General features: G+C 42.2%; 23 protein-coding genes. 11 read left to right on the top strand and 12 right to left on the bottom strand.

Annotation, left to right across the window (positions count from 1 at the left end; genetic code table 11):
* Positions 1–177: 177 nt before the first annotated feature.
* From AHMF7616_RS21520 to rplU, 3 genes are all read right to left on the bottom strand, one after another.
* Complete coding sequence (locus AHMF7616_RS21520; protein WP_115374759.1) at positions 178–1,290, bottom strand: amidohydrolase family protein; 1,113 nt, start codon at positions 1,288–1,290, stop codon at positions 178–180.
* A gap of 774 nt (positions 1,291–2,064) precedes the next feature.
* Complete coding sequence (gene rpmA / locus AHMF7616_RS21515; RefSeq protein ID WP_115374758.1) at positions 2,065–2,361, bottom strand: 50S ribosomal protein L27; 297 nt, start codon at positions 2,359–2,361, stop codon at positions 2,065–2,067.
* A 78-nt stretch (positions 2,362–2,439) separates the two neighbouring features.
* The gene (rplU, locus tag AHMF7616_RS21510; protein ID WP_115375722.1) at positions 2,440–2,748 is read right to left on the bottom strand and encodes a 50S ribosomal protein L21; all 309 of its coding nucleotides are present in this window, start codon (positions 2,746–2,748) and stop codon (positions 2,440–2,442) included.
* Between the two features lie 389 nt (positions 2,749–3,137).
* On the opposite strand from rplU, the gene AHMF7616_RS21505 reads away from it, so the two are divergent.
* Both AHMF7616_RS21505 and AHMF7616_RS21500 read left to right on the top strand, forming a co-directional pair.
* Positions 3,138–4,097 (top strand): ribonucleoside-diphosphate reductase small subunit, encoded by a 960-nt coding sequence (locus AHMF7616_RS21505; RefSeq protein WP_115374757.1) that lies wholly within the window; start codon positions 3,138–3,140, stop codon positions 4,095–4,097.
* 189 nt (positions 4,098–4,286) lie between these two features.
* Complete coding sequence (locus AHMF7616_RS21500; protein ID WP_115374756.1) at positions 4,287–6,665, top strand: ribonucleoside-diphosphate reductase subunit alpha; 2,379 nt, start codon at positions 4,287–4,289, stop codon at positions 6,663–6,665.
* A gap of 93 nt (positions 6,666–6,758) precedes the next feature.
* On the opposite strand, the gene AHMF7616_RS21495 is transcribed toward AHMF7616_RS21500, so the two are convergent.
* From AHMF7616_RS21495 to AHMF7616_RS21485, 3 genes are read right to left on the bottom strand one after another with little or no spacing between them, the layout of a single operon-like run.
* Positions 6,759–7,298 (bottom strand): hypothetical protein, encoded by a 540-nt coding sequence (locus tag AHMF7616_RS21495; protein ID WP_115374755.1) that lies wholly within the window; start codon positions 7,296–7,298, stop codon positions 6,759–6,761.
* The gene (locus tag AHMF7616_RS21490) at positions 7,298–7,663 is read right to left on the bottom strand and encodes a hypothetical protein (RefSeq protein WP_115374754.1); all 366 of its coding nucleotides are present in this window, start codon (positions 7,661–7,663) and stop codon (positions 7,298–7,300) included. Before AHMF7616_RS21490 ends, AHMF7616_RS21495 begins: the two co-directional genes overlap by 1 nt.
* A 6-nt stretch (positions 7,664–7,669) precedes the next feature.
* Positions 7,670–8,398, bottom strand: coding sequence for a TIGR04255 family protein (locus AHMF7616_RS21485; protein WP_115374753.1), 729 nt, complete (start codon positions 8,396–8,398; stop codon positions 7,670–7,672).
* Between the two features lie 354 nt (positions 8,399–8,752).
* On the opposite strand from AHMF7616_RS21485, the gene AHMF7616_RS21480 reads away from it, so the two are divergent.
* Complete coding sequence (locus AHMF7616_RS21480; RefSeq protein ID WP_115374752.1) at positions 8,753–9,283, top strand: REP-associated tyrosine transposase; 531 nt, start codon at positions 8,753–8,755, stop codon at positions 9,281–9,283.
* 79 nt (positions 9,284–9,362) lie between these two features.
* On the opposite strand, the gene AHMF7616_RS21475 is transcribed toward AHMF7616_RS21480, so the two are convergent.
* From AHMF7616_RS21475 to AHMF7616_RS21460, 4 genes are all read right to left on the bottom strand, one after another.
* Complete coding sequence (locus AHMF7616_RS21475; protein ID WP_115374751.1) at positions 9,363–9,656, bottom strand: hypothetical protein; 294 nt, start codon at positions 9,654–9,656, stop codon at positions 9,363–9,365.
* Positions 9,657–9,999: 343 nt separating this feature from the next.
* On the bottom strand, positions 10,000–10,455 hold the full coding sequence (locus AHMF7616_RS21470; protein WP_115374750.1) for an Hsp20/alpha crystallin family protein: 456 nt from the start codon (positions 10,453–10,455) through the stop codon (positions 10,000–10,002).
* A gap of 346 nt (positions 10,456–10,801) precedes the next feature.
* Complete coding sequence (locus AHMF7616_RS21465) at positions 10,802–11,197, bottom strand: DUF983 domain-containing protein (RefSeq protein WP_233507698.1); 396 nt, start codon at positions 11,195–11,197, stop codon at positions 10,802–10,804.
* A 238-nt stretch (positions 11,198–11,435) separates the two neighbouring features.
* Positions 11,436–11,630, bottom strand: coding sequence for a YwbE family protein (locus AHMF7616_RS21460; RefSeq protein ID WP_115374749.1), 195 nt, complete (start codon positions 11,628–11,630; stop codon positions 11,436–11,438).
* A gap of 736 nt (positions 11,631–12,366) precedes the next feature.
* Between AHMF7616_RS21460 and AHMF7616_RS21455 the strand changes: the two genes are divergently transcribed.
* Positions 12,367–13,857, top strand: a complete 1,491-nt coding sequence (locus tag AHMF7616_RS21455) for a PQQ-dependent sugar dehydrogenase (protein ID WP_115374748.1) — start codon at positions 12,367–12,369, stop codon at positions 13,855–13,857.
* 235 nt (positions 13,858–14,092) lie between these two features.
* Entirely contained in the window at positions 14,093–15,133 is a 1,041-nt protein-coding gene (locus AHMF7616_RS21450) for a ferredoxin--NADP reductase (protein ID WP_115374747.1), read from the top strand.
* A gap of 63 nt (positions 15,134–15,196) precedes the next feature.
* Here the strand turns inward: AHMF7616_RS21450 and AHMF7616_RS21445 are convergent, their stop codons facing one another.
* The gene (locus AHMF7616_RS21445) at positions 15,197–15,544 is read right to left on the bottom strand and encodes a hypothetical protein (protein WP_147275750.1); all 348 of its coding nucleotides are present in this window, start codon (positions 15,542–15,544) and stop codon (positions 15,197–15,199) included.
* 179 nt (positions 15,545–15,723) lie between these two features.
* Entirely contained in the window at positions 15,724–16,410 is a 687-nt protein-coding gene (gene msrA / locus AHMF7616_RS21440; RefSeq protein ID WP_115374745.1) for a peptide-methionine (S)-S-oxide reductase MsrA, read from the bottom strand.
* A gap of 188 nt (positions 16,411–16,598) precedes the next feature.
* Here msrA and AHMF7616_RS21435 point away from each other — a divergent pair, with 188 nt between their 5' ends.
* The 6 genes from AHMF7616_RS21435 (at position 16,599) to AHMF7616_RS21410 (ending at position 23,509) form a co-directional block, all read left to right on the top strand.
* A complete protein-coding gene (locus AHMF7616_RS21435; protein ID WP_115374744.1) occupies positions 16,599–16,802 on the top strand; it encodes a hypothetical protein in 204 nt (67 codons plus the stop codon).
* Positions 16,803–16,833: 31 nt separating this feature from the next.
* The gene (locus AHMF7616_RS21430; protein WP_115375720.1) at positions 16,834–17,223 is read left to right on the top strand and encodes an Hsp20/alpha crystallin family protein; all 390 of its coding nucleotides are present in this window, start codon (positions 16,834–16,836) and stop codon (positions 17,221–17,223) included.
* 240 nt (positions 17,224–17,463) lie between these two features.
* Positions 17,464–18,225 (top strand): hypothetical protein, encoded by a 762-nt coding sequence (locus AHMF7616_RS21425; protein WP_115374743.1) that lies wholly within the window; start codon positions 17,464–17,466, stop codon positions 18,223–18,225.
* Between the two features lie 190 nt (positions 18,226–18,415).
* Positions 18,416–18,850 carry a nucleoside deaminase gene (locus tag AHMF7616_RS21420; protein ID WP_115374742.1) on the top strand — a complete coding sequence of 145 codons (435 nt, stop codon included), beginning with the start codon at positions 18,416–18,418 and terminating at the stop codon, positions 18,848–18,850.
* Positions 18,851–18,858: 8 nt separating this feature from the next.
* Positions 18,859–19,254, top strand: coding sequence for a septal ring lytic transglycosylase RlpA family protein (locus AHMF7616_RS21415; protein ID WP_115374741.1), 396 nt, complete (start codon positions 18,859–18,861; stop codon positions 19,252–19,254).
* A 469-nt stretch (positions 19,255–19,723) separates the two neighbouring features.
* Entirely contained in the window at positions 19,724–23,509 is a 3,786-nt protein-coding gene (locus AHMF7616_RS21410; protein WP_158546222.1) for a DUF7948 domain-containing protein, read from the top strand.
* Positions 23,510–23,567 lie beyond the last annotated feature (58 nt).

Genomic DNA, 23,567 nt, shown 5'->3' with positions numbered 1-23,567 from the left:
CGTTGGTTCTTTTTGTATCAAGACAAAAAGAACAGAACCTCAGCAATGAAACAACTTCACTCCGAAATTAAAACTACAGCCGTAGCTATGCGAACGAGAATCAGCTAGAAACCAAAGCAATATCCGACGCTATGCGAACAAGAATAACATTTTGAGTTGCAGAAGGCCTAATTCTATTTACTTCGGAAAATCGCTGGCATCTAAACGGGGGATAATTTTCAAAGCATTTTTGTAATACAACTTCTTCAGCACTTCATCTGGTAGGTTTAAACCATACATTTTCCAGAAAGCGTGGCGTTTGCGGTAGTAATCGAAGTATTCGTCGTCGGTTTCAAGTACCCGGAAGTAGGTGTAATATTCCGTAGGGGCGTAAATATCTTTGCCGAACAAAACGCGATCCTGGTATTTAATAAACCACTCGCGGGCAAAACGGGGTTGCCGGCCTATTTCCGCGAGTACCGCCCCAATTTCGGTATACATGTTCGGGAGCTTATCCATGAGCTTACCTAACCGCGCTAAATCACCCCCAAGCCAGCCCAGGTGCGCGTTGATAAAGATGGTTTTGGGATTGTTCGCAAACATGTTGTGCTGTTCCTGCATTACTTTTTCCCAACTGGGATATTCGCTACTGGGGCGAGCCCGGTTCGGGAATTGTTTGAGCTCCAGCCAGCGCTCGTTATTTTTATCAATCGGGTCGAAAAAGGAACGCGGCTCCCCGGTATGGATCAGTACGGGAATTTTTAGTTCAGCACATTTTTGCCAAATAGGGTTCAACCGGGGATCATCAGTAGGAATTCTTTTACCGTTTTTATCTTTCACCGTCATGCCCAAATTTTTAAAAATTTTTAATCCTTGCGCCCCGTTTTTCACGTCTTGTTCTAATTGGGCCGCAGCTTTCCGGCCAAAATCCGGATCATCAATTTTATCGAAATCCACGTTGGCAAACACTACGAAGCGGTTCGGATAGCTGCCTTTTAAATTAGCTACACCGCTTTTTAATTCGCTGCCGCTGCCTCCGCTTAAATTGATCATGGTGCGCATATTTAAAGCATCCATCTCCTTAACCATCTTGTCCATGGCCGCTTTGCTCATATTGGAGTTTTGGTGACTGTGGATGTCAATAAACGGATACTTGGCTTTGGTTACTGGATGTTCCGGTACTACCAAGGTTGATTTGGGCTCATATTCCTCGAAGCTCATTTCCTGTGCTTGGGCACTTGGTAAAATAAAAGGCAAAAGTGTTCCGACTATTCCAGCTAGGGTTAGAAGCAGTTGATTGTTGCGGGTCATACGGTATTTAGAGTATTGGCTAAATATAAGGAAGAGTAGTTGATTTTTCTTTCTGAACCCACTTGGCAGAGTCTCATTTTTGCTATTACTTTCTAATTCCGCTAAGGCCTCATTGACCCCTCCCCCTGCGGGACCTCCCCTAAAAACAGGGGAGGAGATGCTGCTATTACTTTTTTCTTTCCTCGCTCCGCTGCGGAATGTGGCTACGCCACACCGAATCGCTAAAAGGCCCTCAAAACAAAAACTGGCATTGTTCTATTTTACAAGCATTCGCTTCTTGGTTGAGGCAGGTTGGTAAATCAAGCAGGTGAAATGTAAACCACCCCTGCCCCTCCTTATCCAAGGAGGGGAGCTCTGAAATACCGTTTTTAACTAACTTAGGCCTACATATCGACAATTAAATTGCAGTTAAATAGCCTGAAAAACCTACGTGATAATTGCAACCACTCTCTTGTGCTGATACTCTCAACCAAGAAAAGCAATAGCTAAAAGCAACATCACCAGTTTGGCTATTGAGTGCCTTGTAGACTTCCGGTGCCGAGGAACGAGGCATTCCGCAATGGTGCGAGGAAAGGAATAAAAAGTAGTAGCCACATCTCCTCCCCTGTTTTTAGGGGAGGTGCCGCAGGCGGAGGGGTTTACCTCCGGCCATGAGGCCACCAAGCTAATAGAAAGTAATTGCTCTAATGAGACTATGCCAAGTCAGTTCAAAAAAGAACAAAACAAAAAAGGCTACCCAAAGGCAGCCTTTCAAAATTCTTAAAATTTAAAAAATTATTCCGTTACAGCAGCAGTTTCTGCTACAGTTGCAGGTGCTTCTACCGGAATAACCGATACAAACGAACGGTCTTTACGACCTTTTTTAAATTCTACTTTACCATCGGTTAAAGCAAATAAGGTATGGTCTTTCCCAATACCAACATTTAAACCTGGGTGATGCGCGGTACCGCGCTGACGCACGATAATGTTACCAGCGATAATAGACTGGCCACCGTAAATTTTTACACCCAGTCGTTTGCTATGCGACTCGCGACCGTTGTTCGACGAGCCTGCTCCTTTTTTGTGTGCCATTTTCTTTTATTTTTTACTTTAGGCTAAGCCCAAAATTGTTCTTAATTGATTTACTTGTAAAATACCTGCTCTTTATAATTAAGCAATGCTTTCGATTAATACTTTCGTATAATCCTGGCGGTGACCATTTTTCTTTTTGTAACCTTTACGGCGTTTTTTCTTGAAGATAATAACTTTATCTCCTTTAACATGGCCAAGTATTTTACCGGTAACTTTAATGTTGTCCACAAACGGCGCACCTACGTTAATAGTGCCATTGTCTTCGGTTAATAATACATTGGCGAACTCTACGGCGTCACCCTCATTGCCGGAAAGCTTGTTGGTATAGACGAATTTACCGCCTTCTACCTTGGTCTGACGACCTGCGATATCAACTATTGCGTACATGAAGCTTACTTTTTTGGTTTTATAATTAGGGGCAAAGGTAATATTTGTTGCCGTAATTACCAAATATGCCCAATTTTAATTTTAAGGCCTCTTCTTATATTTATCGCATTCATTCCCAACTAATTAACCCTAATTTCATGCCTCTTTCAAAACCTCCTGTGCATAAATTGGTTTATTTATCAACATTTGGGCGGGCATAATTTGTGGAGAATAAAGGTATAATTTGTGGAGAAATAAATAGTTCCGAGAGGTATATCCGAAGCCTTCTTCCGTATATTTGAATCAGATTCACCTTTAGAAAAGAGTAGCGGCAAGTACATACCGGTTATCCCGCTGGTTTCAGAGTGATTCGTAATTACCATTTTTCGTTTACTTTTTAATTAGTATCTATGGAGCCTTTATTGCAAGAGAACCCGAATAGATTTGTCCTATTCCCAATTCAGAACGACGCCGTATGGCAAATGTACAAGAAAGCCGAAGCCAGCTTTTGGACAGCCGAAGAGATTGACTTATCGGCGGATAATAAAGACTGGGAGCGCATGAATGATGGCGAACGGCACTTTATCTCGCACGTGTTAGCTTTCTTTGCGGCCTCCGATGGCATCGTGAACGAGAATCTGGCCATAAACTTTATGCAGGAGGTGCAGTTGCCCGAAGCCCGCTGTTTTTATGGTTTCCAGATTATGATGGAAAATATACACTCCGAAACGTATTCCCTGTTGATTGACACCTACATTAAGAATCCGGAAGAAAAAGACCGCTTATTTAACGCCCTGGAAACCGTAGATTGCGTGAAGAAAAAAGGCGAGTGGGCTTTAAAATGGATTAATTCCGAAAACTTTACCGATCGTTTAATTGCTTTTGCCGCCGTGGAAGGCATCTTTTTCTCAGGTTCCTTCTGCTCTATTTTCTGGCTCAAAAAACGGGGCCTGATGCCCGGTTTAACGTTTTCGAACGAATTAATTTCCCGCGATGAAGGATTGCACTGTGATTTTGCCTGCTTGCTGTACTCCATGCTGCAAAACCCGCTTCCCGAAGAACGCGTACAAACCATCATCCGCGATGCGGTGTCGATTGAACAAGAATTTGTGACCGACGCATTGCCCGTAGCCCTGATAGGAATGAACGCCAAACTGATGAGCCAGTACATCGAATTTGTAGCCGACCGGCTACTCGTAGCGTTGGGCTGTTCTAAAATCTATAATGCCACTAATCCTTTCGATTTCATGGAAATGATTTCGTTACAGGGAAAAACAAACTTCTTCGAAAAACGCGTTGCCGAATATCAAAAATCGGGCGTAATGAGTGAGCGGGTAGATAACGCTTTCTCGCTCGACGAAGATTTTTAATCAAAAACGAACGAATGAGGAAACCGGAAAAAATAGCGAATTATCTTCCAAAACTTTCCGGCCTCTTCGTCTCCCTTAAAATTCAGATAAATATTTATCAAACCTCGTCCGAAGGAGCACTCCGCAATCGGGCTATTACCGGGCGTTTTGCGCCTGGCCGGAACCCTTTAACCTATATTTTTACAGACTATGTTAGTTATAAAAAGAGACGGCCGGCGCGAGTCCGTCAAGTTCGATAAAATTACGGCCCGCATAGAGAAGCTCTGCTACGGCCTGAACATGATTTATGTATCGCCGATTGAGGTGGCTAAAAAGGTAATTGATGGGATTTACGATGGCGTAACCACCGTAGAACTCGATAACCTGGCCGCCGAAATTTCGGCGTCGCTCACCACCAAGCACCCGGACTACGCTATTCTGGCGGCCCGGATTGCGATCTCGAATTTGCACAAGGTTACGGCTAAGTCGTTCAGCAGCACCATGAAACGGCTGTATACCTACGAGGACCCGAAAACCGGTGAAAACGCTTCTTTGATTGCCAAAGACGTGTACGAAATTATCCGGAAGAATGCGGCCTTGCTCGACTCTAGCATTATCTACGACCGCGATTACAACTATGATTACTTCGGCTATAAAACCCTGGAGCGTTCGTACTTGCTGCGCATTGATGGCAAAATTGTAGAGCGTCCGCAACACATGCTCATGCGGGTAGCCATTGGTATTCACAAAAACGACATTGATTCGGCGCTGGAAACCTATACCCTGATGTCGGAGAAATGGTTTACCCACGCTACACCTACCTTGTTTAACGCGGGTTCGCCGAAACCGCAGTTATCGAGCTGCTTCCTGCTGACCATGAAAGAAGACAGTATTCCGGGCATTTACGATACCCTGAAAAACTGCGCCATGATTTCGCAGAGCGCCGGTGGTATTGGCTTAAGCGCGCACAACATCCGGGCAACGGGTTCTTATATTAAAGGTACTAATGGTACTTCTAATGGTTTGGTACCGATGCTGAAAGTATTTAACGATACCGCCCGTTACGTTGACCAGGGCGGTGGAAAACGCAAAGGTGCTTTCGCGATTTACTTAGAGCCGTGGCACGCCGATGTGTTCGAGTTCCTGGATATGCGCAAGAACCACGGGAAAGAAGAAATGCGCGCCCGTGACTTGTTCTATGCCCTCTGGATTCCGGATTTGTTTATGAAGCGCGTAGAAAGCAACGGCGACTGGAGTTTGTTCTGCCCGAACGAAGCCCCTGGCCTACCCGATTGCTACGGTAAAGAATTTGAGCGTTTGTACGAGAAATACGAAAAAGAAGGCCGTGCCCGCAAAACCATTAAGGCCCAGGAACTTTGGTTCGCTATCTTGGAAAGCCAGACCGAAACCGGTACGCCGTACATGTTGTTTAAAGATCACGCCAATAGCAAGTCGAACCAGCAAAATTTAGGTACTATTAAGTCGAGTAACTTATGTACCGAAATTATTGAATATACTTCGCCGGACGAAATTGCCGTATGTAACCTGGCTTCTTTGGCTTTGCCGCGCTACGTAAAAGAAGAGAACGGCCGGAAAACTTTCGACCACGATAAGTTATATGAGGTAACCTACCACGTTACCAAAAACCTGAACAAGGTAATTGATATTAACTACTACCCGGTTCCGGAAGCGAAAAACTCGAACATGCGCCACCGGCCGATCGGTTTGGGTATTCAAGGCTTAGCCGATACATTTATTGCCTTGCGCATGCCGTTCGAAAGCGAAGAAGCGGCCCAGTTGAACAAAGACATTTTCGAAACCATTTACTTTGCTGCCATGACGGCTTCGAAAGACTTGGCGAAGAAAGATGGTCCGTACTCTACTTTTGAGGGTTCGCCTATTTCCCGTGGTATTTTCCAGTTTGATATGTGGGGCGTTACCCCAGAATCGAAGCGTTGGGATTGGGAAGCTTTACGCAACGAAGTAGTAGAACACGGCGTGCGTAACTCTTTATTAGTAGCACCAATGCCAACCGCTTCTACCGCGCAGATATTAGGTAATAACGAAAGCTTTGAGCCGTATACTTCTAATATTTACGTACGCCGGGTGTTGAGTGGCGAGTTTATGGTGGTGAACAAGCACCTGCTGAAAGACTTAATTGGCCTGGGTATCTGGAACGACAGCATGAAAAACCAGATTATTTCGGCGAATGGTTCTATTCAGAATATCCCGAACATTCCGCAGAACATCAAAGATCTGTACAAAACGGTTTGGGAAATTAAGCAGAAAACTATTATCGACTTGAGCGCCGACCGCGGAGCCTACATTTGCCAAAGCCAAAGCCTGAACCTGCACGTTCAGAACCCGAACTTCGGTAAACTGACTTCGATGCACTTCCACGCCTGGAAACGCGGCCTGAAAACCGGTATGTATTACCTGCGTACCAAAGCCGCCGCCGATGCGATCAAGTTCACGGTAGAAAAACAAGCCGCCGAAACCCTGGAACCAATGAACGTCGCGGACCAGAACCTCAGCGACATGGCTTGCTCCCTGGATAATCCAGACGCATGCGAGGCATGTGGTAGCTAGAATATAGAATTGCTTACTTATAAAAGAACGGCCACTTATTATAGTGACCTTTCTTTTTATAAGTAAGCAATTCTATATTTTTTAAATTTATATTTAATAGCCCTCTATTTTGATATCTTGCGGAAGACCTACTCGCATAAAGTATCTTGCAAATGCCTGAGAAAGATGTTCCCTATAAGGAGGAAGTAGCCTTATCCTGTTTGGTAATGATTCTGCAAGTTTCTGTAAGGCTCCAAAATTTATTCCATATACATTTTTAAAATCAACTACTTGGTAATCATGCAAACTATCTATTTGAGCATCCTTATCAAGAAGATGATACCCTGGTAAATGTCCCTTTCTTAAATTATCCAAAACTTTTGCTAACCCTCTTTTGCTTTTTTCATCTTCTCGTAATCCTTCAACAAAAGTTTTAAGTGAATAATAGGGACATACAAGTACTATAGCAATTTTACCATTTACTAGATCACAAGATTGAGACATAATAATTGAATCAATCTGTTGGACTTCAATATCGTATTCTTCACCTTCTTCAAAGGAGGTAGGTGGAATAATTATCGGGCATTCAGGAATAAAATCTCCTTGTTGTAACTCAATATCTTTTTCAAGAACAGTATACCAAGGATAATCCATTAATCTAGATAAGGCTTAGGAACAAACTTAGATACAGATTTGACCTTTGCTTTGATTATTAACCTTTTTTTAACAGGTAAAGTAATCTCAGTATCAAAATCACGGGTATTAAAATCTATAGTAGTTTCATCTACAGCAGTTTCTGAAAAACTTATTTTGGGAAACTCATTTATAAAATGATTAGTAAAAGAAGACCGGTTAACTCTTCTATAATATTCATGAATTAATTCTGTATCAAAACTTACAATATTATTAGGATAAGAAAATGTTGTAAAGCTTTGTGAAGTAATACACTCAATTCCACTCTTGTAAGAGGGTATGGAGTTTGTATTCACTGATGGTAACTCAAGGATAACAGGCATCATACTTATTTATTTAAAAGATTCATAAAGATTACCTTTCGTCATTTCTTTAAAAATATTGCTACAAAACTCATGAGCATCGGTTAACCACTGTAAGATTCGATTAGAATCAGCTTCATATTCTGACCCACTTAATTGGGTTTGCAGAATCAATCCTTCTTCCTGCATTGCATTTTTCCCAATATTAAGTGATATAGTTAATTGCCCAAGTTCGGTGTAATAGGTTAGACCTAAACTTACAGCATTAGCTTTCTCCTGTGTTTGATGAAAACTTTGATTAAGGCTAATACTTAAATTTTTATTAATAAATTCTAATACATCATTTTCTCTTATATCTAGTTTAAAGAAATCAATATAAATCAGAGTAGGACTGAATTTTTCTGCTTTACTATATTGATAAACTTTAAAAAAAGATTCAATTAATGTTCTAGACCACTGAAAATATTCATCCCAATAATATTTCTCATCTATTGTATTTAAAGTTATAATGCCAGGACCTATTTGGAATAAAGGATAATCGTTGGATGCTCGCCTAAATTGATGAACAGGCGAATTTATTAATAGACCTAACGGTATTTCTGGAGAAGATAACTGTTTTCTTATAGGATAATCATCCTTTAATAAAGAATATAAATCTCCATGTAAATATTGATATTTAGATAAATCTTCTTGGTTAGTAACTTTCCATCTAAGTTCATAAACAACTTCTAAAAGAGGTGCATTGTTTAATTTGCTCATGGGGGTATAACGAAATTAACGATTACAAAGATATATCTTTATAATTCACCAAAATATAATATTAATATCGCACAAAAAAATAAGTCTATAATTTATTACTGCCATTACTTGCGAATAAGTACCAAACTTAATACTTGTCAATATATAGTAATAGGGAGCCACATGCCACGGAAACCGATATAGCTTTTCTAAAAAGCGAATCAGCAACAAATCCCTATTAGTCAGAGGCCGGACGATGGGCCTCACGAGCGTGGACGCTCGCGATATTAATTTTTTAAAATTTTAATTCTGCTTTGCTTAAATCTTTCTACTAAAACATTCCAACAGCTAATCTAAACCCGTATAATCCGGGATATGTCGCGGGCTTATAAAACGTACGAAGGCGGGTTGTTGTTTGTAACGCTTACCGTGGTGGGTTGGATAGATGTTTTTATCCGGCGCGAGTACTGCGATTGCCTCGTACAAAATCTACAGTATTGTCAGGAAAAGAAGGGTTTGCAACTCTACGCTTATTGCATCATGAGCAGCCATGTACACTTCATTGCTGCTGCCGAAACGGGTACCCTTAGCGATATTCTGCGGGATTTTAAAAGTTATACCGCCAAGCAAATATTGCAACTTATCCAAGGCAACCCGCAGGAAAGCCGGAAAGACTGGCTGCTTTACTTACTCCGGCATTTTGCCCGCAGGAATAATTACAACATTGAGTTCCAATTCTGGCAGCACCACAACCACCCGATAGATTTAGTTTCGAAGGAGATGGTCAGGCAAAAGGTAAATTACATTCACCAAAATCCGGTACAAGCGGGTATAATAACCGAAGAACAAGCTTTTGTTTACAGCAGCGTGAATCCCCTCAGTCCGCTTAAGATGCTTGCTCTATAAAGCAGCAAGCAACCAGGTTACTCCGCCAGACACATGAGTTGGTACGCTAATACTCCCTGTCGCCGTACGCAGTTGTGCATTACTTTGCCTGTTGGGCATAGGCTTTTATGTAAGCCTCTATGTTTGTTTTGGCTGTATCAAACAAGTTCTTTTTTTCGTTCATCGTTAACTCTTCTTCCAGCAGGGGCCGGATTTGCGTGTCAATCACTTTTTTTATTTTATCCAGATGCTCTTTTTTTCCATCGCTCCCGTGCAGGTAAACCAGCAAATACGCCCGATTGGCTAAACTAAAAAAATCATAAATATTATCGTCCGAAAAAGTTAAGCGCTGCATCTTTTCCAGAACAGGAGTAGTTAAATCAGTTGAACTCATAGAGCGAGTATATTAAGGAAGAAAGAGACAAAAGTAAAAGTACTGACATACGGCTTTAGAACATAAAGTAATAGGTTAAATTTTAAAGAATATTAGATATTTACCTTTAAAACTTAAGGCGTTTTTTAAATTTTTAGCTTTATTCTGGTATTGAGCTGGTAAATAGGAGCCCAGCAGATGCATAAAAAGCAATATTGCTTTTACTCACAGCTTTTTGCCTTTAATTTTAAAGCAAGCACCAACTTGCAAAATTCTGAATTGAAGATATAATCGAAGGTGGGAATAGTCCGACTTTTACGCTGGGTTATAAGTAATAAAAAAGGCGGGTTGCCCCGCCTTTTACTTAACGTATCTCAATTTGTTTTGCCGGTTTTACTTTGGCTTCTTCGGTTTTCGGAATAGCAATGTATAAAATGCCATCTTCGTACCGCGCCGAAATTTCTTCGCCTTTTACTAATCTTTCGGGCAAGCTAAACGTGCGGGTGAAAGATTGGTAATTAAACTCGCGAAGGGCAAAATTGCCTTTTTCGTCTTTTTCTTCGTGGCGGTTTTCTTTTTGAGCCGAGATAATGAGCAGGTTATTATCCAGTTCTACTTTAAAATCTTGCTTGCTCATACCTGGTGCGGCTACTTCCAGCTCAAACGCTTCGTTGGTTTCTTTCACGTTTACGGCTGGTAACGAGTTACTGCTGGTTGTTTGCGAAAGGGGCCAGTTAAACCAATCCCGGGTTAACATGTCATCAAAAAAAGAAGGGATGGCTGGAAAAAAACTGCGGTCATTTTTCATTAAAGCTTTCATGATTAAATCCTCCTTTTAACTTTAACTTGTTATGATTAAACGATTAATTAAAAAATTTAACTAGCTTATAACAAGGTACTTGCCAAACCTATTTTCTGAAAAACTGACAGTTTTTTCAACTAAAATTTCTGACAAATTCTGAAAAATTTTCAGCCTGTTAAGTCAGTTAAGTAAATGGACACAAGTAGTAAGACACCAGTATCAAGGCAAAATAAAATATAATAAATTAAATATCAGTGATTTAACCTTGTATTTTCAATATTGGAATGTAGCTTTCAATTGGTCCTTTTACTTAAAGTAATTGCTGATACAGAATTTTAGTTAAAGCACTAACCTAACTATAAAGCTACTTTTTCGGAATCTGACTGCACGGCCCCTCGTAGCGAAAAAAGATGTTGATCCAGACAGCCCTGGACAGCCGAAACATAACCGGCAGCAAACCAATTACAATTATGCCAATGGTGCCCATTACCATGCCTAAGGTTAGTTCTTTTACGAACTGGCTTAACACAAATAAAACGGCCAGAAAAATGCCCGTACTAAAACCAAAGCTCACGTACATGGCTCCGTAATAATACCCGGGTTCCGGCTCAAAGCTTTGCCCGCAACAAGGGCATTGTTTGTACATATCGGCAAAACGGCGGGTATACAAAGTACCCGGCGGAAACATATTACCTTCGCGGCACCGGGGGCATTTAGCATTAATTACCGTATACAAGTACGATGGTTTTGAACTACTCATACGCTCGATTATCTGAAGCTATATATACTCTTTTGCGCGTTAAAAGTAGCTCTAGTAACCGCATTTTTCAATTATAGGGCTCGCCAAAACCTTTATTTTCTTTAAAAAGCCAGTGAATTAAAACTTCTTAGTACTTTTTTGGCTTAATTATACGGCACCACCGAAACCATAACGGGAGGAAACTTACTGCTAAATTTTAAATTTCTTTTAAGTTTATTGATGCATGTAAGCCGGTGGGTTATTCCAGTATATCTACTACCCGGCCAATTTGGCCATCTTCCAAGCGCACTTTTATGCCCCGCGAATGGTAAGCCGAGCTGGTGAGTAAATCTTTTACAATGCCTTCGGTTTGTTTGCCACTGCGTTGGTCTTTTTTTAAAATTATGGCTACCTCTAAGCCCGGATAAATATCAGCCCGGTTTGTTCCTTTCATTATTTAATTCTTATAATTGCCAGCGTGCTTATTATACTACTCTACTCAAAATTAAAGCGTAAATATTTTTCTAAATTTAAAAAATTGTTTTTACTGGAATCAGATGCGGGTAAAAAGAACACAAAACCAGATGCCAGAACCCTGGCACCCTCATATTTTAGGTTAGATAAGTTTTGAGTACAAGTTCCTGGCTAATAAAGCTTATCATCTCTTTACTCTACCTCAATTTACTTAATAATGCAACAATAGTCTAGCGGCTTCCAGTAATCCAATCCGGATTAAGTAAGACTTCGTATATAATAATTATATTAATATATATAACTAATTTAACAACATGCTAAAAATTCGGCTAGATTTTTGGTATAACCTTCTAAATTTTTTATTAAAAGTTATAGACTATAAGCCCATTTAATAATAAAAGCAACCATAAGTAGTTATGATTTATACGCAGTTGCAAGTAAAAAACACTCATTTTTATTTATCAGGCCCTCAAAATATCCAATTTTATCAACTTTTAGCCTAATATTACGTACTTAGCTATTTAACTTTACTTTGTCAATTACAATCCAAAACTAGTCACTATTCGTTTATTTCTATTATTTCTTAATAATAAAAAGGTGTAAATAAGAAGTAATATTTTTAAGTATAAATAAAATATTTAGTTTTACATATATCATGAAGTCCTATTGGTTATTAAACTTGACAGGTACTTTATCTTCGAAGTTTTTATATTCTAATGAAAGTTAAATTACCTCAAGTTTTTTTAATAACTGCTATTTTACTCGCTACAGGATTATTTCCTTCCTGTTCGCCGCAAAAGCAAAAATTAAGAGAACTCCGGTTAGCCATAAAACACCTGCTGGAAGACGTAAAAGACCTATCGCACGTTCGTCTGGCAAGCGCTGTGAACGAAGAGGTAGCTTTCGCAAGAATAAAATTAAAAAATACGCTCGACCATCACACCACTGTAACCATGGGCCCGGATGGTAAATTGTACGCCTGCACCGTAGATGGAAAAATTAAGCGGTTTGCAATAAAAGCGGATGGAACGCTGCTGGACCCGGAAGTTATTTATTCTTTGCAGGATGCAAGCGGCAAACGAGTTCCTCGTTTGGCGGTTGGTTTAGCTTTCGACCCCAAGGCAACGGCTACCAATTTAATTGCATGGGTTAGTCACAGTTCTTTCGTGTTCTCCGATGGCCCGGATTGGGATGGAAAATTAACGCGTTTATCTGGCCCGCAATTAGAAAAAGTTGAGGACGTACTTATTCACTTGCCCCGCTCTGCTAAAGATCATTTAACCAACAGCATTGCTTTTGGCCCCGACCAGGCTTTGTATTTTTGCCAAGGCAGCAATACTGCCATGGGTGCCCCCGATAGTACCTGGGATAACCGCCAGGAGCACGTGCTTTCGGCGGCTATTTTACGCTTGGATTTAAAAAAATTAAAATCGGTAAAGCTGCCTTTAGATGTACAAACCACTAACGGTGGAAATTACGATCCTTTGGCGGCTAATGCTCCTTTAACCATTTATGCATCGGGCATCCGAAATGCATACGATTTGGTATGGCACAGCAACGGAGAACTGTATGTAACTACCAATGGTTCTGGCGCTGGTGGCAACACGCCCGCTTCGGTGGCTGGTACCCGGCGGCCAGATGGCAGTATTTACGCTGGGCCTAAAATACCAGCCGTTACCAATGTAGGAGAAGCACAAAACGATTATTTATTACGCGTAGAAAAAGGAGGCTACTACGGTCATCCTAATCCTAGCCGGGGCGAGTACGTATTAAATGGCGGTAATCCTACGGCTAACATTGATCTGGCCCAGTTTAATCAATATCCGGTGGGTATACAGCCCGATCCTAATTACCGTGGGTTTGTGTATGAGTTTCCGATGCACAACTCGCCTAATGGTATTATTGAATACAAAAGCCATGCTTTTAAAGAGCAATTAAAAGGAAAAATCTTAGTAGTACGGTTAATGGAAAACCGCGATATTATTGTGCTAGACCCTAGTGGTAAAGATCACACCATTAATCGGGAAACTCCCGGCAGAGCTATTTCGGGATTCGCCGACTTTTTATTACCACTAGATTTAACCGAAGATATAAGCACGGGCAATATATACGTATCGGAATATGGTGGCGAAGGCCAGATTACTCTGTTAAGACCTCTATCTAAGGAGCCAGCTCCTATTTTAACTTCCAACAAATTTTCTAATTAGCTGATTTCTTTTTCTTCTTTTTTGTTGGGTACCTACCGCGGGATGCTAACAACTCGTTTTATAAGCACTTTACTTGTGTTTTATAGATAATCGGGAACCTTACGTATATTTTTACCGCCAAAACAAAGGTTACGCTTTTATTAATAATAGCAGATGCTTATACGGTAGAGTAAGAAGCTTTACACCTGTTAAAGCGTACGAGGGGAAATGATGGTATATCTGTTACCCCGGGATTATGGATTCTTTATATAAAATATTGACTATTTCGGAAATACGAGAAGTAGCACCCACTGTAAAAACGTTTAGTTTTAGCGAAAATGCTGAAAACAAAATTTCGTACCAAGCAGGTCAGTATTTAACGTTGGTGCGCCAAACAGCCGTTGGCGAAGTCAGGCGTTCGTATTCTATCACGTCGTCGCCGGAATTGCAAGAACCATTAACGATTGGGGTAAAACGAATTCCCAACGGTATTTTTTCCCGGCAATTGGTAGATTATGCTCAGGTTGGCGATCAGGTTTACACTACAGGCGCAGCTGGCTTGTTTACGTTACCACTGGTTACTACTAGTTATCAGCACGTTTTATTTTGTGCGGCTGGCAGTGGCATTACCCCTGTTTATTCGTTACTTAAAACAATCCTGCACGCGCATCCTCATTTATCAGTTACGCTGTTGTACAGTAATCATTCATCAGCAGATACTATTTTTAAAAAAAATCTAGATCTATTGGCTCAGCAATTCTCGGAACGGCTGCAAATTGAGTTTTTATTTAGCAATAACACTTATTTAAGCCGTGCCCGCTTGCATAAAACTTTACTACATACTTTTATGCAACAGCACGTGGCGGCACCGCCCGTGCAAGTGCTTTGCTATATTTGTGGGCCTATCAATTACATGCGCATGTGCACGTATGCCTTGCGCGAAGCCCATATACCAGCAGTTAATATCCGGAAAGAAAATTTCAGCACCGATAAACCTATTATTCGCCATGAGCCCCCCGATACGGAAGCGCACGCTGTGTACATAAATTATGGGCAGCAAGAATACCGCTTGCAAGTACAGTATCCAAAAACTATTTTGCAGACCGCTAAAGAAGCCGGACTATTACTGCCTTATAGTTGCGAGGCTGGCCGGTGTGGCAATTGCGTGGCGCGCTGCACGCAAGGTAAGGTATGGTTATCGTATAACGAAGTATTAACGGACAAAGACTTAGCGAATGGTTTAATCCTCACCTGCGTTGGTTATCCGGTAAGGGGCGATGTGCATTTAAGTATTTGATACCCTTTATTTCTTAAAAGACTATTTACCGCAACAAGCCAAAGTAAAATTTAAAAAATTTACTTAAGGCCGTTTCACCGTTTTAGATACGGCTGGGCATTTTAATTTAGCAATTGTCGTATTTCCTCCCTGCTGACTCGACGTATTTCCACTGTTGCGCGTATTGGTTTTTCTTATGCTAACCGGTGCCGCGTTGGTTTGACTAAGCCAATCCGTCATGTTTTCGGCTACCAGTAATACACCTCGAGCAGTGGTTTCTTTTACCTGCGTTTTTAGATAACTATTCACCTGCACCGAAATACTTTGGGCCTGGCTTGCTGCCGGACCCGAAATATGTAAAACTAAAAGTAAAAAGAAGATGCCCCATCTCTTACTACCAGTAGAGAAAAAGGGTGTTGTGGCTTGTTTCATTGTACCGTTCATTTATTAATACATCTATCTGGGAAGCAGTAAGAATTACAACTACCGGCACAAATATACATATAGTATTATGCATTGCAAGGTACTATGTAAATTTATTTTTATTCTGTTTTATAGTAAATAAAAACGGCTACCTTATTGGGTAGCCGTTTAAAGAAATGCAAAAAAAATTAATTAACGCTCGCCTTCAAAGCAGTCGTTTTTAGTTTAGCCCGAAACTGTTTTTCAAATTTGTGGACTTTAGGTGCCGTCACTGACTGAACATAAGGGTTATTGGGGTTATGTTCGTAGTAATCCTGGTGATACCCTTCAGCGGTGTAAAACATTTTATAAGGTTGCAGTTGGGTTACAATAGGCCGCCGGAAAGCTTTTTTTGTTTCCAGCTCTTTTACGTAAGCCAATGCTTGTTGCTTTTGCTCCTCGCTATGATAAAAAATGGCAGAACGGTACTGCTTGCCCACATCCGGACCCTGGCGGTTAAGCGTAGTAGGATCATGGGTAGCAAAAAACACTTCGAGCAACTCCGGATAGGTAACCTGCTTCGGATCGAAATAAATTTGTACCGCTTCGGCGTGGCCCGTTTCACCGGCTCCCACTTGTTCGTAGGTTGGGTTCTTTTCTGCCCCACCCGTATAACCGGAAATTACCCGATCAACTCCTCTTAAACGCTCAAATACGGCTTCGGTACACCAAAAACAGCCCCCGGCAAAAGTAGCCAGCTCCAAGCCTTTTGCTTTTATTTCGGCGGCCGGGAGCGGCGGCAAAGGCGCTGTAGTTATCGGTTTTGTTTTGGCTTCGGTACAGGAATGCAGCCCTAAAAACAAAACGGCTAATAAATTAACAAAGATTCGGTTCATGTTATCAAATAAGTTTAAAAAGATTTAATTCAGTTAAAGTAAATCCTCGCTGGTATAACAAATAACAGGTAGCTCTTGGTTTAAAGCTGTTCATTATTCTGCTGATTTATCTTTCTACAAGCTATATTACTCTATCTACGAATATACAGCTACTTTGGCTTTAGGCCGAGATTTTAAAAATTATCCTTGTGAAGCAGCTTCTGAACGCGCGCCTGATAATAAAACATTTCTTATTTATCGCATTCCGGAAATTATTACCGGTTTTACCTAAAGGTAATCTTGATTTCCGTCAATATGTCGTTCTTTTTAAGAAAAAGGGCCATACTGACTTAAAATACGCCTTCACAGCAGCAATTAAACCTCCTGACCTACATGGTATAACATTTGCATAATACTAAGCATAACATTACCCAGGAGATAGAGATGAAGCTAATTAAAAATAAAGAGTTCTTGCAACAAATTGCCCACCAGATTGATGTTTTAAATACTTTAGGTGGTGGTATTAGCTTGCCGCAAGTAAAAATAGATAAACAGGAAAAAGGAGCTATTATTCGGGTTTCTATTCCTGCGGTGAGTCCGGAAGCTTACCACATTGCGTTAGACCAAAATCAATTAACGATAATTGCGGCTCACCGGTTTGAAGAAGATTCTAATTCGTTAATTCCGCTGTTTAGCCAGCAGTTTACGCTGCCCCCGCAGGTAGATTTATCGCGCATCGATGCGGTTTACGAAGTTCAGGAACTACAGGTACGCTTGCCTTATCACACATCGGTTTACAAAACCCGTAATATAGATATTACTATTAAAGACTAATGGGTTATAACCGCAGCCATACAAAAAAGGATACTTAAACGGTATCCTTTTTTGTTTTGTATCCTTTACCGTTATCAGAAATTATAAATTTTACCAATATTTAATTTAAATAAAATTTGGCAACTTTTTATAACCAAAAGCACCGCTTTAATCAAAAAGATTAACCTGGTAACCAGAAAAAAATTTAAAAGGCTTATCTTGCTCAAATACGCTTGCCTGCAGTGGGTTCGTTTAATTAGCATGAAAAAGAATTTAATTTTTCTCTTTTTAAGTTTACTTGTCCGGAATGTCTGCGGACAAGTAGCGCCAACCAACTTACAGGAACCAGGTATGTTTATTGGCTTAAACAACGGCCAACGGGTATATGCCCGCAAGCTGCAAATGAAGTCGCCTATTTTCAAGAAAAGCTTTATTCTGGTAAACGATTCGGCGCAGTACGACATGGCAGCTGTACAGTATTTTCAGGATCAGGAAGGTTTTTATACCCGCATTACCAACAGCAAACGTTCCGACTTCGCGAAACGCGTTTCGGTAGGCAAAATTTCTAAATTTTATTCTTCTAGAACGTCGTACGATAATTATTATCCGGGCATGTACGGCCCGTATGGGTACGGGGGGTATGGCTACGGCATGCCTTCTACCCGGCGGGTGTATTATTTTTCGAAAGACGGCGGCCCACTCGCCGATTTAAACTATCAGAATTTAAGAAGTGCCCTCTCGGAAAATGCCGGCAGTTTGGAAGTGCTCGAGAAATACCGGCGAGGTAAACGCCTGGAAACAGGTTTAACCATACTGGGCTCCGGCGTTTTTGTATACGGGTTAGTGAACTCCTTAAAAACTCCGGCACCGAACGCCGCCCGGCGAGCCGATCCTACTTTGTACGTAGGTTTGGGCTTAGCCGCCATTCCGTGGATCATGAACTTATTTCAGAAAGATCATTTAAACGAAGCCATTGAGTTGTACAATTATGATTTAGCCCAGCAACCATCTCCTGATCGGTAGCAGTAAGTAAATCAGCGTAATAGTTGAAAGTATTACTTGAGGGGGTTAATCCGAAGAAAATGCTTTTGCTGCAAGGCATCGCATTATTTTACCGGCATCTATTTTTTTAAATTTTATGCAGGATGAGACCATTGTTTAACTTGTTTAAGAGCGGCTCGTGTTTTTAAGTTAATTTTTTTAAGTAAACAACATGGATGAATTTATGCGAATGGCGATAGCCGAGGCCCAGCAAGGCTTAGCAGAAGGCGGTATTCCGATTGGCTCGGTACTAGTTAAAGATAGCCAGTTAATTGCCCGCGGCCATAACAAACGGGTACAGGAAAATAACCCTATTCTGCACGGCGAAATGGATTGCCTGAATAATGCTGGTCGCATAGGCAGCTACCGCAACACCGTTATTTACTCTACTTTAATGCCTTGTTACATGTGCGCCGGCACCATTGTGCAATTTAAAATACCTAAAGTAATCGTAGGCGAATCGCAAACGTTTAGTGGGGCCCGCACTTTTATGGAAGCGCACGGCGTGGAAGTAATTGATTTAAATTTACCCGAATGCGTGGAGATGATGCAGCAATTTATTCAGGCAAAGCCCGACATCTGGTTCGAAGATATTATGGAACTCTAAATACCCGTATGCTTTTTTCAAAATTACAAGGCCGGTTGTTTGCGCTACTGGTTACCTGTCTGCTGAGCAGTTGTGCCCGCAACACTACTTCCTGGAAAGGCTACACCGAGCAAGGCAATGCCTCTTATTACGCCGATAAATTTCAGGGTAAAAAAATGGCGAACGGCCAGCCTTACCGCAAAGGCAAGTTAACGGCCGCGCACAAAAAAATTCCGCTGGGTACTCGGGTACGGGTTACGAACCCCAAAAATCACCGGTCGGTAAAAGTACGGATTACGGACCGAGGTCCGCACACCCGCGGCCGGATGTTGGATTTATCGCGGGCTGCGGCCAGCCGGTTAGGAATAGTACAAGCAGGGGTAGCGCCGGTAAAAATTAAAGTACTTAAACCCAAGAAAAGTTAACAATAAACCGGCTGGTGCTCTATTTTTTAAAAATAACGCTGATACCCGAAAATACACTGCCAAAATTATCGGTGATATGCAGCTCCGGCACCACCTTAATAGCAGCCTAGGTCTAATACACCCATTCCTGGGCTTTAGCATTCCCTTGCCGGCATTGTTCTATTAGCTGCCCGATATCCAAGTAGTTTTCTTTGTTAAGTTTGCGTTCAAAAGTAGGAATGCGGTACATGAGCGAAACGTTGCCTGAAGGTTTAATTGAAACATTAAATTTTCTGGTTCCTTATTTTCGCTCTTGAGCCAAGCATAGAAAAAATACTATTTACATAGCCTGTGGCATACAAAACTGATTGGCTTACAGCCCTTATAATAGTACTCTAGCAACTATAATTTGTAATGACTTTAGAAAATTCAACTAAGGAGTAGGGATTCAAAACTTCTTAATATATTTATAGTCCAGAAGTTTATGAGTATGAAGCAATTTTTACCTCTTTTCAGCAAACTGCTTATTGGTTGTCTTTCTATTATTTCGGTTGCTCAGGCCCAAACAGCCAAACCGTCTTCTATGCCGGCCCGGATAAGTAGCCAGCCAGCAGCAGATAAGAGTCTCCAATTTATTCAAAATAAAAACCAATGGCCGGCTTCCGTCCGTTTCGCCGCCGACCTACCCGATGGCCGGCTTTTTCTGCAGGATGCTAGTTTTGTTTATAATTTTCTCGATGGCTCTAAAATACCTAATCATCATAGCGACCAGACGGTACCTGTACGCAATGCCTCGCTTCCTTTTAAAATCAAGGGCCATTCGTATCAAGTAACGTTTCTGAATGCGGCTAAAAATACGGTTAAAGTAAATGGCAGCGATTTGCGGCCGGGCCTACGGAATTATTATCTGGGCAACGATCCTAAAAAATGGGCATCCGGCGTAAAAAGTTACGGAGAAGTAAACTACCAAAATTTATACGCCAACGTAGCCATGCGGCTTTATCAAAAGGAAGCTCATTTAAAATACGAATTTCTGCTAAAGCCAAACACCGACCCTAAACAAATTAAACTACAGTACGATGGGGCGGCGATAGCCTTGCAAAGCAACGGCGATTTAAAAATTACCACGTCGGTTAATACCGTGATCGAACGCAAGCCGGTGGCTTACCAAACCATTAATGGCCAATTGCGCGAAGTGCCTTGCCGGTTTAAATTAGATGGAAAAGTACTTTCGTTTGATTTCCCGGCGGGTTATGCCGCTAATGTGCCTTTGCTTATTGATCCGGAACTGGTTTTTTCGTCGTTTAGTGGTTCTATTGCCGATAACTGGGGGTTTACGGCTACTTACGATAACGATGGCAATATCTATTCCGGAGGCGCTACCACGGCGGTTGGGTTCCCGGCTACGGCAGGCGCCTACGATATCGAGTGGAATGGCAATGCCGAAACTAGCCCGCAAGTTAACGGTGGCTGGGACATTGCTATTTTAAAATATAACCCTACAGCGAGTGGCCCGGCTTCGCTAATATACGCCACGTATTTAGGCGGTAGCCGCACCGATCTGCCCAGTAGCTTAGTGGTCAATAGCAAGAATGAGCTCATGATTTTGGGTACCACCAGTTCCGAAGATTATCCCGTAACGGCTGGCGCGGTAAATTCCACTTTTATCGGCGACCTTAGTATTAATGCGGATGGCAATAGATCATCCACGCACCCCTTGCCGGGCGTTGGTTATGGGCTAGGCTCCGATTTAATTATCAGTCGCCTTAGCGCCGATGGTTCCGCGTTGTTAGCTTCTACTTTCATGGGAGGTTCTCGGAACGAGGGTTTGCTGGACCTGGAATCACCCCTCACGCACAACTACGGCGACCAGTTCCGGAGTGATATTATCACCGACGATGCCGATAATGTTTACGTGGTTTCTTCAACCGCTTCTGCGGATTTTCCGGTTAAAAATGGTTTTCAAAATCAAAGCGGTGGAGGTGCAACCGATGCCGTTATTTTTAAATTAGATGCTAACCTCAGTACTATAGCGTGGAGTTCGTATTTAGGAGGTTCCGGCACCGATGCCGCTTATTCTATTCAATTAGAAGCAGCTACCAATTCTATTTTTATTTGCGGCGGTACCAGTAGTACTACCTTACCCGGTGTTACCGGCGCGTACCGGCCTGAATACCTAGGCGGTGCAGCGGATGGTTTCGTAGCTAAAATCAGTAACGACGGGCAACAGCTACAACGGGTTTCGTACCTGGGCACCAGCAGTTTCGACCAAGCGTATTTCGTGCAATTGGATGGTACGGGTAATGTATACCTGTTGGGACAAACCCGAGGTAATTATCCAATTACGCGGGGAGTGTATACGGTTGCCAATGGCCGCCAGTTTATTCAAAAATTAAACAATAATTTATCTGCCAGTATTTTATCGACGGTATTTGGAAGTAATGATAACCCAGTAGTAACCAATATATCGCCGACGGCTTTTTTAGTGGATGATTGTAACCGCCTTTACGTGTGCGGCTGGGGCGGCGACGTTAATGCCAATAGACCTTATAATAACGGCACTACCCAGGGTTTGCCGGTTACTGCTAACGCGCAGCAAGCCACTACCGATGGACAAGATTTTTACCTGATGCTGTTATCCAGCGATGCCTCGGCTTTAGAGTACGCCACCTTTATTGGTGGTACCGGAGAGCGTGGCGAGCACGTGGACGGCGGTACCAGCCGCTTTGATAAACGGGGATTTGTTTACCAGGCCGTGTGCGGAGGATGCGGTCGTAGTTCCTTATTTCCTACCACGCCTAATGCCTGGTCAGCGGTTAACCCCTCTAATAACTGTAACAACGCCGCCTTTAAGTTTGATTTTAACATTGTAACGGCCCGCGCCGGCGATAATGAATCGGTATGTGTCACCGCAGCACCTATTCAGCTGACTGGTTTTTCGCCGGAAGGCGGCACCTGGTCGGGCCCAGGCGTAACTGCGGATGGTAAATTTACGCCAAGTCCTAATTTAATAGGCGTACAAACCCTTAGTTATACGGTAGCCAATGGTAGTTGCAAGAGTATCGCCACTAAAACCATTACGGTAGAAGCCGGGCCGGCAATTACTTTTACAAGTTTGCCTCCTGTTATTTGTTTGCCCAACGGCGCTATTCCCTTAGTTGGTTCGGTAGCAGGTGGCGTCTTTTCCGGCCCTGGCGTAACGGGCGATGTATTTGATCCGGCCGTAGCGGGTGTAGGAACCCACATCATTACATATATTTCAGCTAATGGCCCCGATTGCCCTTCCATTAGTCAACAACAAGTAGTCGTTCATCAAACCCCAGCCGTTGTTGCAGGGCCTGATGAACGGATTTGCGCGGGCTCCTCCCCTATTCAATTAACCGACTTTTCCCCGGCTGGCGGCACCTGGTCGGGAACCGGAGTAAGTACTAGTGGTTTATTTACCCCTACCGCCGATATGAGCGGCACCTATACGCTTAACTACACCGTGGTTATTAATAATTGCTCTGCCACAGCCGTTAAAATAATCACGATCGATCCTACAGCCCGGTTTGTGCAAGGCCCTGATCAGGTAGTTTGCGCTGATACGGCTCCTTTCCAGATTACGGATGAAGTACCTCCGGGCGGCACGTGGTCAGGAAACGGCGTTAGCCCAAATGGTTTGTTTACGCCGGGTTCTCAGGTAATTGGGACCAATGTACTCACTTATTCCTTAACTTTAGGAGCATGCATCGGTACTACTACCAAAACTATTACGGTAGCTCCGGTACCAACTATAATAGCCAGTGCCGAGCCTACCGAGTGTGGTTCGGCAACCGAGTTGAGAGGCTACGCTCCTTTCACGGCTAAATTTATGAATACTACCACCGGGGGCACTGGTTACCTGTGGGACTTTGGCGATGGCGCTACCTCTAATGAACCCGTACCCAACCATATTTATACCCAGGAAGGAACTTTTAAAATAAGCCTTACGGTATACTTTGGCGATAACTGCCAGATTACCCAGGAAATAATTTCCGTAATCACCGACAAAAAGCAATTGATCCCGAATGTTTTTACCCCAAACGGCGATGGCAAAAACGATACGTTTGTGCCCGGCATTACCTGCCTGCCTACCGATTTAAAAGTATTTAACCGTTGGGGCCAGGTAGTATACGATCAGAAGAATTACCAAAATACCTGGGATGGGAAAGACTTACCCGAAGGTATTTATTACTACCAATTAACGAACACGAAAGGCAGTAACTGGAAAGGGTGGGTAGAGATTGTCCGGTAAAGATTGTACAACTTCTTATTAAGTTAAACTTAGCTGATTACGTACCGGATAATCTCTT

This window comes from Adhaeribacter pallidiroseus (assembly GCF_003340495.1).
Taxonomy (GTDB): domain Bacteria; phylum Bacteroidota; class Bacteroidia; order Cytophagales; family Hymenobacteraceae; genus Adhaeribacter; species Adhaeribacter pallidiroseus.
The sequence above is the reverse complement of the archived record's forward strand: the minus strand, read 5'-3'. Positions and strand labels throughout refer to the sequence as shown.